Raw genomic sequence first — 13,166 nt, 5'->3', positions numbered from 1 at the left:
TCTTCGGGGGTCATGCCTATGGTTTAAGTAAGTATTGTGTTCTCCCCATACTACACTCATGAATCAGTATTTCTGCAAAAATGGGATGCTCCCATAACGCAGTACTTCTTCAATTGCAGTCGGTAATAGAGACAAGTCATTCCGTAATTGTTGGTTTTCATCAGGATGCTCATGCAGACACCAAATGCTATTTGTAATTAAATTAGTTGTAGTCTCATTCCCAGCTACCAAGAGTACCATGCAAAAATCAACGAGTTCCTGTGCGGTCAACTTTTCTCCCCCTTCATAAGCCGTAATTAAATCGCTGATCAGGTCGTTGCCCTGATGATCGCGCCGATCAATCAATAATTGGCGGAAATAGTCAGCCATATCTTTAATAGCAGTTTGATCTCTAGCTATGATCCCGTCTGACCAGCGCTTAAAATCTTCCCGGTCTTGAAAGGGTATACCGAGAATTTCTGCAATCACGATTATCGGCAGAGGAATTGCGAAAGCGTGTACGAAATCGACCTGTTTGTGTTGCTTCATTTGCTCCAACAACTCATGGGTAAGTTCGGTAATCCGAGGAGCCAATGCTTCAACTCGATTTTCAGTAAATACCTTCTGTACTATTGAGCGCAGTGATTTATGTTTAGGCGGATCGGTGGAGACCAAAGACTGAGTAAAATCTTTTTGTTCGGGGGGTTGCGGCACTTTAGATGAAAAGGTTTTCCATTCGCTTAATACCCGTGCCACATTGTCATAGCGAAACACCATCCAACATTGATGCTCTGTGTCGTAGAAAACAGCTGCTTCCCGACGCATTTTAGCCAACCAAGAAAAAGGACTGAGTAGGAATTGTGAATCGGTCGGTAAGAATTGTAAAACGGCAGTCATAAAAATCTCCTTCATTGTGTAAAAAATTTCAGGTTGAACTGAGTCGGATGCTGTTACGATCTGGCACATCATCGACTAATAGTCTGTCAATAAATAATTGATGGATAAATTCTTTGTAGAGACGGCAATTTATCGCGTCTCTCTAACTGTCTTAATTACGTTAGCGTAGGGGTAGCGAGCCTTCGTTCGCTTTTAGCGTCTCGTAGAGAGCGTCATTACGAATTACTCTCGCGCTAGTTTCAGCAGAGTTTCAATTACCTGCTTTTGCAAAGACTCCTCCGGGACTCCAAGACCAAAGAGGTGGACAAAGGATAGACCATTGATCGCTAGATAAATCACAGTTGCGATCGCTGGATCGAGTCCACTTGCTTCAATTTGCCGTTGCCAATCAGCAAAGTTTTCTTGAGCTGGCTTAAGTAATTCTGGATTTTCAGCAACTGCTGCTAGCAAACTGAATTGAATTGCACTAGAGTGACCATCAAACTTTCCATGTGACCGGATATAGGCTCTTAGCCAATGTCCTGGTGTATTCGGTGCATCATCTTGCTCCAATTCATGCTTTAGTAATACTGCCTTTTGATCAATTAGCTGTTGCAACATCCCAGCAATCAAGGCTTCTTTGTTGGGAAAGTGGTAAAGTAATCCACCTTTACTGACACCTGCTTCGCGGGCAACTGCCTCCAACGTCAATGCTTTTGAACCATGTGCTACCATCACTCGCCCCGCTGCTTCTAGCAATGCATTACGGGTGACAGATGTAGATTTTGTTTTTTTGGCAGCAGTCATAGAGCTTGAATGATGGAACTAGATAAATTGTCCGGTGAACACAGTTTATCTGGCAACGAGATTGTCAATATCTTCTCTCATTGCTTCATCTGTGGGGCAGCAAGGCTAGGATTGGATTTATTAGGTAACTTGCTCTCTTTGAAAATTGGTGGGATGTAATCATACAGTGTGAAGTTTCATCCAACAAATCTGTAGCACGTCGAACCTGCAAATTTTGAGACAGCAGCGAATTGCTATGGGAACTGAAAGCAGTTTGATTAGCAAGGGGATTTGCAATGGTAAACATAATATTCTTAATCCAAGATTGATAGAGATTGGATTCAAGTATCTACTGTTCTATTACCGTCTGGACGGTTCACTAAATATATAGTACCGTCCAGACAGTACAGTGTCAACTAGGTAGTTTGAGATTGTGGATAATTAATTCCTTAGAGAGTTACTCCTGTGCTTATTTCGCAGGACTGCGGCTAGATATTGCCAGAGTGCGTGACGCTATGGACTCAGTAATCGACGGCTGGCATTATTCGGTGTCAGTATGGGACATGGCATCCCACAAAAGGCGGCCATTATTCGTAGACCATCTGCGCTATTTCCTAGCGATGCAATTGGGTGATTGGCGAAATTAACACTCTGCTGTTTACCGAGTGCGACAAAATTTGCGATCGTTATCACTCTCAGGATATTGCCAAGAATAGGCAAAATGGCTAACTCCCTTCAGTTGAGGGGAAAATTTGCGAAGTGCCTGCATTTGCACTTCTAGCGATGGACGATTACTAACGGATTCTCCCCATTTGCCTGCTAAAGCTGGGATTATCTGCGTACCCGGTTTTGCCATACTCAAAACTCGTTGCACTTGTGTCACAATACAACTGACATTACCGCAATTTCCATAAGCCATAGGATGCCACTGCAATGAAGTGGGGAAGCGATCCCAAGGTTGCAAACGGGAATCATACCCTTGTCCTACAGTTTGGTTGCCATCCGGGAAAAACACTACTCCTGTGGCAATACCTTGCTGCTTTGCTGGATAACTAGCTATGGTGACAAAATCTAAAATTCCTTGCATGGCGTGGGCAACAGCAAGCTGCCATAATTCCCATTGTAAAAGCGGCTGTCTATCGGTTGCAGACAGGATTGACTTTTGCGCTGATGGAGGAATGCGTCCTTGCCAGAGGGGTTCGCCTTCTTGGGGATAAAGGTTATCAACTTCCGCTATATCTCCAGCGCCGACGAATCCCTTACTCAAAAAGCGCCGAATCAAGTCCAGCCCTTTGTAATTTAGTGCCCGTTTAAATAAAGCTTCTTGGGTTGCGGGACTAAATAGCCATAAATCTGAAACTTTGGTGGCGATGGAATCGCTTCCTGCTTGTCGGGGATAGCGCACATAGTCTAATAGCAAGCCATCTGGGCGACGACGCAAAATTTCTTTTACTAATTGGAAGTAGTCGCGTTTTGCTTGCAAGTTGTAGGGGTCGATAAATACTTGAGAACCATTGTCTACCACATATAAGCTCGTTTGACCTTTGCCATTACGAGCGATCGCACTTTCTCTATCTCGGCGCTGGGCGTAAGTATAGCCGAAATTGGTCGTAAACATCCAAGCGTAAACCTTTAAACCGCGTTGCCGACCTTTTTTAATTGCTGTAGCGAGTAAATCGGCGTTTTCTGCTCCTGGGGTGCGAATTACAGAAGGCCAAACCGTCGGGTTAGATTTTGCTGGCAATAATGCCTGTCCGTCGTAAAATACTTCTAAATAAACTTGGTTGTAGCCACGGTTGACAATCCGATCCATAACCTGATCTATTATTCCTGGCTGAATGTCACAAGGATATAAGCGCAACCAAATGGCTTGGACTTGCGGCCAAGTCTTAGTACGGCACTCCTGTAATTCCTGTGCCTGTTTTTTTAGAATGTTTTGATAGCGGGTTTGGGCATCTGGTTTGCCTTTGAGGGCTGACAAACGTAAGTTTTCTTTTTCTTGTGCCACCGTTGATGATAATTGACAATACTGGGTTACTTGTGCCCTTGCCGGTTCGCTTCCAAAGTTGGGAAGTAACGAACTACTAGTGAAAACAATAGCGAATAGACGCCGCCAAAATAATGTTGATCTTGCAACGTTCAAGGGATGGTTAGACATATCTAGCAGTAGATGGACACAATAATCATCGACCCCAATTTAGATAATTATGGGCAATATTATGTATATAATTATACATTTAAATGACAGGGGGTTTTTAAACCTATTTTTTTAAGACTACCAAAGGCTTGTTTGTGTTGCTGAATTTTTTGATAAAAACATAAACACATATAGGGAAGTATAAAACATCTGAATACACACCAAGCTTAGTCTGTTATTGGGTAGATTCTGCCTGCACCTTAGTTAGGGACTTCCAAGAAATAAATTATTCCAAGAAACGAACCACAGAGACAAGGCAGCGCGGTCTTGGGGGTTTCCCCCATGAGCGACTGCCGCGCAGAGAACGCAGAGAACGCAGAGAGAGTTTTTGCCTCAGTTTTGGAACATTTTTTTATTTGGAAGTCCCTTAGTGAAAATCTACTTATGTTATTTTTACCCCAAAAGGAATTTTAATATGCATCGTCGTTGGCTTTTATCTGCTTTAGCACTTTTGATGAGTATATTTTTAGCTGCTTGTACGACTGTAAACACCCAGCAGCCACAAACAAAAATCACAAGCACTACGGAGACGATAAACACAAATTCTCAGCAATTACCAAAAGGATCAGCAAAAAGAATTGTTGCTCTTTCTTCTCTTTCTGCTGACATTATCTCTCGACTCGATAAAACAAAAATTGTTGGAATAACTGGTAGTAAATTATTCAAGGATGACTCAAGATTTAAGGATATTCCCCGTGTTAGTGAAGGGCAAAGTCCGCCAAATTTAGAAAAAGTGGTAGCACTCAAACCAGATTTAGTTATTGGTGCAGAAGGTTTTTCTAACATCCCAATTCAAAAACTTCAGCAGCTAGGAATTCCGACTTTTCTAACTAAGGTGAATAAGTGGGAATCTCTAGAAGAACTTACTAAAACACTTGCTAAATCAATTGACGCTGATCCTCAGCCTTTGTTAAATCGTTACAAAACTTTCTTGCCAGAAAAGCCAACTCAGGGTTTTTCTACTCTAGCGCTGGTTAGCCGTCAACCAATTTTAGCGCCGAATAAAAATAGTTGGGCAGGAGATTTACTGGCGAAATTCCAGGCGAAAAATATAGCAGCAGATTTACAAGGAAAAAGTCCTGTTGGTGGCTATGTGACGCTTTCGGCTGAGAAGATTTTAGAAGCAAATCCAGAGGTGATAATTTTGGTTAATCCCCCCCAAGGAAATTCAGAAGCAACGCTTTTAGATTCGTTGAAAAAGGAAGCTTTTTGGCAACAACTGCAAGCAATTAAAAATAACCGAGTCTATGTATTTGATTATTTTGGTCTGGTGAATCCAGGTAGTATAGATGCAATTGAAAAGGCTTGTCAGCAGCTTAAGCAAGCGTTGTTTGTGCCACAGGGTACTTAGCTTGTCTTACAAATAATTGTACCCGATAGTAAGACAAGATGAATTCGATAATTAATATGAATACTTTAAGATTAAAATCAGTTTAAAACTACTGCAAAACATCTTTGCCGTTCTTTTTTATTTTGTGCTAAAGAATCATTAACCAATTGATTTTTCAAGCATTCTTTGTACTCAAGATTCTCACTCGGCAACACTCAATACTTTTTATTGCAAAGCAGTTAAATAAAGACGGTTTCGCCTTATCAATAACTCTAAAAACTAGCTATTTACAGTGTTGTTGAAGAAGAGATACAGCTAACTCAAAACTATTAGGTTGAGTTTGTACTGCATAGGCTTCTCTCTCTAAATCTTGTCGTTTGACATCGGTATAACGTTTAAAAAATGGTCTAGCATAATTGATTGGTTGAATCTCTAAGCCTAAAATTTTGATTTTTCCTTTTCCGGCACATACCTGCGCTGCATGAACAGTTTCATGGATTAATGTTTGAGTCCCAATACCTAACTCAAACACTATAGGATTAATCCAAATTTTTTTGTCAGTTTCTCTTAGTAACCCATAAGCTCCTCGCTTTGGTGGTAGTGCAATGATTACCTGAAACCCTTTTTTTTCTAATTGATTTTTTAAATCTAAAAATTTTACTTCTGGATTAGGTATTTGAGAAAGCAACAGTAAGGAATTTAATATAAAAGTTTTACTCATTGCCTAATCTGCTCTAGGAAAGCTTTGGTTACTTTGTGTTGGTGACAAATGCCGATCGCTAAGGTGATTCCCAGCCATATAGGACTAATGTTTGATTTCTAAAAAAGCTCGGTACAGATCGAAAAGGCTAATTCCTTATTCCCTACTCCCTAACTCCCCACTCTCCACTCCCCGCCCACGTAGATAATTTCAAAAATCAAATACGATTCCTATAGATAGACTGGGAACAAGGCAACTGACTATGCTTTTAATCTTTTGCAGAACTAATTGGTTTTTGACCAAAGAGGGTATTTTTTTTACCTTGAGAAAAAGTACCTCCAAGGCTGCGGAAATACAGTCCTCCAATGGTGAGTAAAAATGCCACATATCCCACTGCTTGCACAAGATAGAGATTGTCTCTATAACCAAATAAAGATTTGAGAATAATGCCAGGAAACTGTTCGTCAGGTAAGATTGTGGAAGTATTTGAAACCATTGGCCCCAAAATACAGGAGTGGACTTTTGTAAAACGTTCGTAATAGAAACAAAGTCCTTCTGTGGCACGACTACTAAGGGCAAGGTTAGCCACTGCTTCGTCAAAGTGTTTCAAGGCTGAAACTACTAACCCAGCGACAATTAATACTAATAAAACGCCCATTACCTGGAAAAACTGGCGGATGTTAATTTTGACACCCCCTTTAAATAACAGTACCCCAATGGCGGATGCCGCTACCAAACCACCAATAGCACCCAATGCTGGCATTAATCCCTGTTGAAAATTAGCAGCAACGAACAGAACAGTCTCAAAGCCTTCGCGGACAACGGCAATTAAAATTAAAGTAAAAACACCCCAACCAGCATTCGAGTTTTGTGTCAGTGCTTCTGTTACTGCTCCTTCAACTGTAGCTTTCATGAATCTGGCTTGTTTAGTCATCCAGATTAGCATCCAACTAAGCATTGCGATCGCTAACACACTAAACACACCCTCCAACGCTGGCTCAACTACGGTGGTGTATTGAGGATTCACTGCTCCTAGTATTTGAATTATCGAACTGAATAGCACGCCTATTAAGGCACTGACGACAATACCAACGCCGACACCAGCATATACCCAAGAGTTGAGCCGGGATTGTTTCGCTTTTTTCAGTAAAGCTAGCACAATACCAACAACAAGGGCAGCTTCTACTCCTTCTCGGAGCGTTATTACAAAAGTAGGTAGAGCAGTACTAAAATCCATCTTTTATCCTTTGTTTTTGTCCTTTGTCATGTGTTTTTGACTAATGACAAAGGACTAATGACTAATGACTATTAACTAAAATCGCGTAGCATCTTTTTGAGTTCGAGATTATGCATCTCTTCTTGCCCAATCATACCGCGAGCAAATTCTTCAAGATAAATGCTGGCATTGGTAACAGTATCGAGCAGATTTTTATACAGATCCAATGCCTTTTTTTCGTGGGATAAGCTTTCTTCTAAGATATCCTTGACTTTATGCTGATAGGTTTCTTCCATTGGGGCAATTTTCAAGGAGGGATGCCCATCTAAACCAGTGAGAATTTCTCCCACTTGTTCAGCATGAAGTAAAGATTCACTTGCCTGTGCTTTGAAAAAGGCCACAATTGGAATACGGTTAGGGCCAGTCACCATCAAAGAATAATGTGTATAGCGTACTACCCCTGCTAGCTCAAATTCCATGATGGCGTTCAGCAGGTCAATGGTCTTTTTTTGGTCAAGTTCTTGCATCAGTTGTTAATTCAAGTAACGAATGGAGTGTAATAAGTTAAGAGTTAAGAGTGAGGAGTTGGAGGTTAGGAGTTAACAGTTCGGGATTCATAACTCATAATTCATAACTCCTAACTCTTTACTCCTAACTATTTTAAACTCCTTATCATATACTTCCCATTAAAACAAAGTGTTATCGCTGTGCTTGGGTATTAGATTTATCAACTACTTTTTGAGAGTTTTCCTCAATGGTTTTCACTAGCTTGGTGACATCATTAGTAGTTTTGACTGCTTTTGCTGGTGGGATGGCAGAAGGCCAAACTTTTATGAGTTCAGCGAAACTAGTATCGATCGCTTTGTGTGCTTCTGGATCTGCTTGAGCTACTTGACTAGAAATTCCTTTGTATAACTCATTGGCGTAAAATACAAAACCACGGGAGTCTTGATACTCAATTGGGGCGGTTATTTTACCATTTGCGATCGCAGCGCCATATTCGGAGTTGGCTGAATCTAGTAGTTCGTTAATTGCCTGTAGCACAAATCCTGGTTTTGAGCGTTGAGATTCTGGCAAAGCTGCGATCGCTCCGTCAACTGCTTGCATTGAAGAAGTAAAATTAGTTTTAACTTTGCTATCTTTCGGACTAGATTTCACTAAATCTTGCAAACTTACTAAAGTTGTCTTAAATTCTTTGATTTTTCGTTCATTCAATTGATCTTCTACATCAACGTAAATCTCTTCAACTGGATGTCCAATATGAGGTTCTGCCTGTTTCGGCTGATTTTGATCCAGAAGTTCTTGTGCTACCAAAAGATGTCCTTTCATTAAGCCTAATTTAGACATATAATCAACATCTTTTGCCTCACCTGTGAGTACAACTTCTTGAACACCAACCTGGTCTTTAATTTGGTCGAATTGTTCTTGAGTAATTACTTTTTTAGTAACTAAATCTTGTGGGCTACCGTATGGACGATTTGCCTGGATTTTGTTGGATAATGCCGGAATTCCTAGTTTAGCTTCAAATTTATCCAATTCTGATAATATAGCAGTGTTGATGTTAATTTTTTCTTTGCCACCGTGACCACTATGACTGTTATCACTTACTGCCTCTGTAGCTTGAGGGCTAGTAACTGGTGCTGAGGGATTTTCTGCGGTTGGTGTACTGCTACAGGAACTTAAGGTAACTATTGCCGCAGCTGCCACTGTTAAACAGATATAGCGAAATTTTATCATTTCTGTTCCTCGCACAATTTAAAAGGTATTGGTTCAAATGCTTCAAACTATTACCCAAAGGTAGTTTGTTTGACAAATTGTCATAGATTTTACTTTCGCATATAATGAGATTTTTTTTCAACTATTTGATTTAAAATTTTATTAATTACGAATTAAGTACCTTGTACTTAGCCGGAATAGAAATTACTATTTATTTTTTTATGAATTGTTAACAGTCTTTTGAGAGTTGCTCTGGGCAAGCACTTCAAATTGACCCATGCAACCGTTTTCTGCGATCGCATCTTGATGGGGATGGAACATATACTTACCTGGGTAGCGAAAAGCAAATTCCAAGATGTGCCTTTCTGCGACACCCATCGTAATCACATCTGATTTCTCGCTAGGAGTCATACTCATGCCGTAGCGATAGACATCAAAGAAGTTGGCATGCAGATGAAACGTCACAGCCGGATCGTATTCAATGATGTTGAGAACATACAGCCGAATCAACTGATCTTTGTAAATGCGAATCGGGTTATGCATGTAATAGTGGGGCAGACCGTTGAAGGCGTAATAATCATTATGGGTATCATCATTGACGTCATACCCACCCATAACTAGTACCATCTCATCAGCCGGGGGACGAGGAGTAGGGGGATCGATGATGAACATCCCATATAGTCCCTTGGCGATGTGACGGGTAACTGGTTCAATATGGCAGTGGTATAAGTGAACGCCATAAGGTTCAGCATCAAATTCGTAAATTGTGGCACTACCATTCCTGATTGGGCGAACACCATCCATTTCTGCCGGATGAACGCCATGAAAATGTAAAGAGTGAGAATGTCCCGCCTTGTTGAGAAATAGTACCCGGATGCGATCGCCCTGTTTTGCCCGTAGCGTTGGCCCTGGTATGCGACCGTTTAAATCCCAGATGTTGTAAGAGACAGCACTATTGAGTTGAATGATGGAAGTACCCGCGGTTAACTGAAATTCCCGGATAGTCCGCCCATTTTCTTGCTTTACCGTCCCATAATCAAAATCCCTTAACATCCTCATCGGGTTAGTAACGTCGTCTGGTGCTTCAGTATTGAATGGTGGCACTTTGACCATTGACTTACTTTGCAGATTTAGCATCTGCCAAAGTCCAGCTGCACCAATCGCGCCAGCACCTGCTAGTCCTAGCTGCAATAATTGACGGCGGCTCCAAGGTTTGGCGTTACCTAGAGCGAAGTTGTTGGGCATGAGATTTAGTTACGGTTAGCACCAAGAAGGAATTGCAAATCTTTTGCAATTGCTTTTAAATATTAGAGGAATTAATAATTATTGTCAATAATTTTCCAGTGCTTCCAAACTGCTACTGAAGTTATTAAATTTAGAGAAAGGAAGAATTTTTTCCTGAAAACTTTAGTTTAATTTACTTAAAAATTACAGCATTTATACAGGGATCTCTGTATAAATAATGTTCAAGGGCAACTAGCTGTTTCATGCCTATTCCTGATATGCTTGTTGCCTTAGCAATACCTGAAGGAAAAACAATCAGGATGAGAGGATATTTTATTAGGAAGTAAGTCTTTGTCATGTTGAATGCAGCAAGACGTAGTATTTGTAAGGTATAAATTGTGTCTAAAATTTCCCTTAAGTCAAAACGTGCATCACTCATCCTCATAGGAATTCTGAGCTTTTATTTAGTTGTTGGAGCATCTGCACCAGCTTATGCTATGCACATTATGGAAGGCTACTTACCAGGAAATTGGGCGCTTTTTTGGTGGATAGTAGCGTTACCATTTTTTATTTTAGGATTGCGATCGCTAACTCGCATCACCCAAGCCAACCCAGAATTAAAATTACTCTTAGCATTGGCGGGAGCTTTTACTTTTGTGTTGTCGGCGTTAAAAATGCCTTCAGTCACAGGTAGTTGTTCTCATCCTACAGGTACTGGGTTAGGAGCAGTACTATTTGGGCCATTAGCGATGTCGGTATTGGGTGGTTTAGTTCTGTTGTTTCAAGCGCTGCTACTAGCTCATGGGGGTTTGACGACATTGGGGGCAAATGCGTTTTCAATGGCGATCGCAGGCCCTTTTGCCGCCTACTGGATATATCATTTGACGATGCGCCTAACTGGTAAGCAAAAAATAGCGATATTTTTAGCCGCAGCCATAGCAGATTTACTCACTTATGTTATTACTTCTATCCAACTCGCCTTGGCTTTTCCCGCCCCAGTTGGTGGGTTTATTGCTTCATTCATCAAATTTGCCGGGATTTTTGCAATTACTCAAGTTCCTCTAGCAATTAGCGAAGGGCTGCTGACTGTGCTGGTATGGAATTGGCTACAATCTTATACGCCTCAAGAATTGGAATTTTTAAAATTAATTCAACGGGAACCTCAACACAATGAAACAGTCTAAAAAGGGATTGAGTAACTGGTTTTTAGTGGTAGCGGTGATCGCTTTAGCAGTTGTACCCTTAATATTTGTACGTGGTGGGGAATTTACAGGTTCAGACGATCAAGCCGAAAAAGCGATTAGTGAAGTACACCCTGGATATCAACGCTGGTTTAAACCCCTGTTTGAACCCCCTAGTGCTGAAATAGAAAGTTTGTTATTTTCTTCACAAGCTGCTTTGGGTGCTGGAGTTATTGGTTATGTGATTGGTTTATATAAGGGGCGTTCCCAGCAGCAAAGGAATAAGGAATGAGTCTGCAAATAGATACCCTTGCTTATACGAATCGATTGCGGTGGTTAGCACCAGAGCAGAAATTACTGTTTGCGATCGCTCTGCTAATAATCGCTGCTTTTACACATCCCTTAGTTCAAGTTTTGATTGCAGTTTGGATGAGTACTTGGACAATTATCTATGCAAGGATTCCCAGCAAAATTTATTTCAAACTAGTGTATGTTGCTAGTTTTTTTTGGTTGACAAGTTTACCAGCTTTAATCATCAATGGGGTAGATATTTCTCAATTACATTTAGTGCAAAATGACTCAGTAATAGGATTGGATATTGGCTCATATTATCTGTATATTAGTGTTCACGGACTTCAGCAGGGATTGACAATTTTAACACGAGCGATCGCCTCTCTTTCATGCTTATATTTCATCATGTTAACTATCCCCTTTACCGAGCTTTTACAAGCCTTGCGTCGCGTGGGTTTTCCTGTGTTGCTAACTGACCTATTATTACTAATGTACCGCTTTATTTTCGTCCTATTAAACACAGCCGCAGAATTGTGGACTGCTCAACAATCTCGTGGTGGCTACTGTACTTTTAGTATTGGGATGAAAAGTTTAGCTCTGTTAATTGGACAATTACTCAAACGAACCCTAGAAAACTATCGTCAAGTATCCTTGACTTTGGCATCACGAGGCTTCAATGGAGAATTTAAAGTTTGGCATCCTCATCGCTACCATCTATCTAAGCGATATGCCATTGAAGCAATTCTAGGATGTGTGTCATTAATCGCCTTGGATTGGTACGATCGTGCAACAATTTTTACTCGAATTTGAGCAATTACATTACACTTATCCAGGCGCACAACAATTAGCTTTGAATGGTTTAAATCTCAAGATTCCTTTTAACAAAAGATGTGCGTTAATTGGGCAAAATGGTTGTGGTAAAACTACATTATTTTTATTAGCTAACGGTCTATATAAACCTCATAAAGGTAAAATGTCTTGGCAAGGAAAACCTTTGCAATATGACCGTCGATCACTGATAAAGTTACGCCAACAAGTAGGGCTAGTTTTTCAAGATCCAGAGCAACAACTGGTAGCTTCTACTGTTGAAGAAGATATTTCTTACGGCTTGTGTAATTTAGGATTACCAACAGGAGAAATTAAACAGAGAGTTGAGCAAGCCTTAGTAGAATTTGGACTTACTGAATTAGCTCAAAGACCAGTTCATCATCTTAGCTTAGGACAAAAAAAGCGAGTTTCTATAGCTGATGTCATGGTGCTAAAACCAGAACTCTTATTGCTAGATGAACCAACAGCTTATTTAGATAAGTTGCATACTCGTAACTTGATGACAACTCTAAAAAAGATTCATGCAGATGGTACAACTATACTTATGGCAACCCATGACCTTGATTTAGTTTATCGTTGGGCAGACTGGATATTTGTAATGGATCGGGGACAACTTGTGATGGAAGGAAAACCACAAGATGTGTTTACCCAGCGTGAAGTTCTCGAAGACTTACAGCTAGGAGTGCCATTGATCTATGAGATGCTATTTGCTAAGGGATCACCCGAAGAAGAACCAGTTTTAGAACGTTTGCGGCAAAGGATATTTAACTTATTCCGTTACTTTTAGTAAGTGAATTTATTAAATATGAGAATCCAAAGCAAAATTACACAATACATTTGAT

General features: G+C 40.5%; 15 protein-coding genes. 7 read left to right on the top strand and 8 right to left on the bottom strand.

The genetic code is table 11. The features are described 5' to 3' along the window. Nucleotides 1–63: 63 nt before the first annotated feature. On the bottom strand, nt 64–876 hold the full coding sequence (locus tag V7K25_RS29780) for a cytochrome P450 (RefSeq protein WP_335163236.1): 813 nt from the start codon (nt 874–876) through the stop codon (nt 64–66). Nucleotides 877–1,098: 222 nt separating this feature from the next. Then, nucleotides 1,099–1,662, bottom strand: coding sequence for a TetR/AcrR family transcriptional regulator (locus V7K25_RS29775; protein WP_335163234.1), 564 nt, complete (start codon nt 1,660–1,662; stop codon nt 1,099–1,101). A gap of 9 nt (nt 1,663–1,671) precedes the next feature. Here V7K25_RS29775 and V7K25_RS29770 point away from each other — a divergent pair, with 9 nt between their 5' ends. Both V7K25_RS29770 and V7K25_RS29765 read left to right on the top strand, forming a co-directional pair. Next, nucleotides 1,672–1,821: a hypothetical protein gene (locus tag V7K25_RS29770; RefSeq protein ID WP_335163232.1), complete on the top strand. Its 150-nt coding sequence runs from the start codon at nt 1,672–1,674 to the stop codon at nt 1,819–1,821. A 251-nt stretch (nt 1,822–2,072) separates the two neighbouring features. Then, nucleotides 2,073–2,288, top strand: coding sequence for a hypothetical protein (locus V7K25_RS29765; protein WP_335163230.1), 216 nt, complete (start codon nt 2,073–2,075; stop codon nt 2,286–2,288). Between the two features lie 11 nt (nt 2,289–2,299). Here V7K25_RS29765 and V7K25_RS29760 read toward each other — a convergent pair whose 3' ends face one another. After that, on the bottom strand, nt 2,300–3,799 hold the full coding sequence (locus V7K25_RS29760) for a family 10 glycosylhydrolase (protein ID WP_335163228.1): 1,500 nt from the start codon (nt 3,797–3,799) through the stop codon (nt 2,300–2,302). A gap of 454 nt (nt 3,800–4,253) precedes the next feature. Between V7K25_RS29760 and V7K25_RS29755 the strand changes: the two genes are divergently transcribed. Beyond that, on the top strand, nt 4,254–5,189 hold the full coding sequence (locus V7K25_RS29755; protein ID WP_335163226.1) for an ABC transporter substrate-binding protein: 936 nt from the start codon (nt 4,254–4,256) through the stop codon (nt 5,187–5,189). A gap of 262 nt (nt 5,190–5,451) precedes the next feature. Here V7K25_RS29755 and V7K25_RS29750 read toward each other — a convergent pair whose 3' ends face one another. From V7K25_RS29750 to V7K25_RS29730, 5 genes are all read right to left on the bottom strand, one after another. After that, entirely contained in the window at nt 5,452–5,889 is a 438-nt protein-coding gene (locus tag V7K25_RS29750; protein WP_335163224.1) for a hypothetical protein, read from the bottom strand. Between the two features lie 247 nt (nt 5,890–6,136). Further along, on the bottom strand, nt 6,137–7,105 hold the full coding sequence (locus V7K25_RS29745) for an FTR1 family iron permease (protein ID WP_335163222.1): 969 nt from the start codon (nt 7,103–7,105) through the stop codon (nt 6,137–6,139). 71 nt (nt 7,106–7,176) lie between these two features. Further along, a complete protein-coding gene (locus V7K25_RS29740) occupies nt 7,177–7,611 on the bottom strand; it encodes a ferritin-like domain-containing protein (RefSeq protein ID WP_335033838.1) in 435 nt (144 codons plus the stop codon). Between the two features lie 172 nt (nt 7,612–7,783). Further along, nucleotides 7,784–8,821: a helix-hairpin-helix domain-containing protein gene (locus V7K25_RS29735; protein ID WP_335163220.1), complete on the bottom strand. Its 1,038-nt coding sequence runs from the start codon at nt 8,819–8,821 to the stop codon at nt 7,784–7,786. A 198-nt stretch (nt 8,822–9,019) separates the two neighbouring features. After that, the gene (locus V7K25_RS29730; RefSeq protein ID WP_335163218.1) at nt 9,020–10,045 is read right to left on the bottom strand and encodes a multicopper oxidase domain-containing protein; all 1,026 of its coding nucleotides are present in this window, start codon (nt 10,043–10,045) and stop codon (nt 9,020–9,022) included. Between the two features lie 476 nt (nt 10,046–10,521). On the opposite strand from V7K25_RS29730, the gene V7K25_RS29725 reads away from it, so the two are divergent. The 4 genes from V7K25_RS29725 to V7K25_RS29710 are packed head-to-tail and all read left to right on the top strand — an operon-like array spanning nt 10,522 to nt 13,111. Then, nucleotides 10,522–11,208 carry an energy-coupling factor ABC transporter permease gene (locus tag V7K25_RS29725; RefSeq protein WP_335163240.1) on the top strand — a complete coding sequence of 229 codons (687 nt, stop codon included), beginning with the start codon at nt 10,522–10,524 and terminating at the stop codon, nt 11,206–11,208. Continuing rightward, nucleotides 11,195–11,497 carry an energy-coupling factor ABC transporter substrate-binding protein gene (locus V7K25_RS29720; RefSeq protein WP_335163216.1) on the top strand — a complete coding sequence of 101 codons (303 nt, stop codon included), beginning with the start codon at nt 11,195–11,197 and terminating at the stop codon, nt 11,495–11,497. The genes V7K25_RS29725 and V7K25_RS29720 overlap by 14 nt, the downstream gene beginning before the upstream one ends. Beyond that, entirely contained in the window at nt 11,494–12,306 is an 813-nt protein-coding gene (gene cbiQ / locus V7K25_RS29715) for a cobalt ECF transporter T component CbiQ (RefSeq protein WP_335163215.1), read from the top strand. The genes V7K25_RS29720 and cbiQ overlap by 4 nt, the downstream gene beginning before the upstream one ends. Continuing rightward, on the top strand, nt 12,281–13,111 hold the full coding sequence (locus V7K25_RS29710) for an energy-coupling factor ABC transporter ATP-binding protein (protein ID WP_335163213.1): 831 nt from the start codon (nt 12,281–12,283) through the stop codon (nt 13,109–13,111). The genes cbiQ and V7K25_RS29710 overlap by 26 nt, the downstream gene beginning before the upstream one ends. Nucleotides 13,112–13,166: the final 55 nt, after the last annotated feature.

The organism is Nostoc sp., assembly GCF_036919495.1.
Classification (GTDB): Bacteria; Cyanobacteriota; Cyanobacteriia; order Cyanobacteriales; family Nostocaceae; genus Nostoc.
This window is presented reverse-complemented; position numbering and strand designations above follow the sequence as displayed.

Bases quoted from the DNA above. Each gene is read 5' to 3' on its own strand.
- V7K25_RS29780 (WP_335163236.1), bottom strand. From the start codon at position 876: ATGACTGCCGTTTTACAATTCTTACCGACCGATTCACAATTCCTACTC.
- V7K25_RS29775 (WP_335163234.1), bottom strand. From the start codon at position 1,662: ATGACTGCTGCCAAAAAAACAAAATCTACATCTGTCACCCGTAATGCA.
- V7K25_RS29770 (WP_335163232.1), top strand. From the start codon at position 1,672: ATGATGGAACTAGATAAATTGTCCGGTGAACACAGTTTATCTGGCAAC.
- V7K25_RS29760 (WP_335163228.1), bottom strand. From the start codon at position 3,799: ATGTCTAACCATCCCTTGAACGTTGCAAGATCAACATTATTTTGGCGG.
- V7K25_RS29755 (WP_335163226.1), top strand. From the start codon at position 4,254: ATGCATCGTCGTTGGCTTTTATCTGCTTTAGCACTTTTGATGAGTATA.
- V7K25_RS29750 (WP_335163224.1), bottom strand. From the start codon at position 5,889: ATGAGTAAAACTTTTATATTAAATTCCTTACTGTTGCTTTCTCAAATA.
- V7K25_RS29745 (WP_335163222.1), bottom strand. From the start codon at position 7,105: ATGGATTTTAGTACTGCTCTACCTACTTTTGTAATAACGCTCCGAGAA.
- V7K25_RS29740 (WP_335033838.1), bottom strand. From the start codon at position 7,611: ATGCAAGAACTTGACCAAAAAAAGACCATTGACCTGCTGAACGCCATC.
- V7K25_RS29735 (WP_335163220.1), bottom strand. From the start codon at position 8,821: ATGATAAAATTTCGCTATATCTGTTTAACAGTGGCAGCTGCGGCAATA.
- V7K25_RS29730 (WP_335163218.1), bottom strand. From the start codon at position 10,045: ATGCCCAACAACTTCGCTCTAGGTAACGCCAAACCTTGGAGCCGCCGT.
- V7K25_RS29725 (WP_335163240.1), top strand. From the start codon at position 10,522: ATGCACATTATGGAAGGCTACTTACCAGGAAATTGGGCGCTTTTTTGG.
- V7K25_RS29720 (WP_335163216.1), top strand. From the start codon at position 11,195: ATGAAACAGTCTAAAAAGGGATTGAGTAACTGGTTTTTAGTGGTAGCG.
- cbiQ (WP_335163215.1), top strand. From the start codon at position 11,494: ATGAGTCTGCAAATAGATACCCTTGCTTATACGAATCGATTGCGGTGG.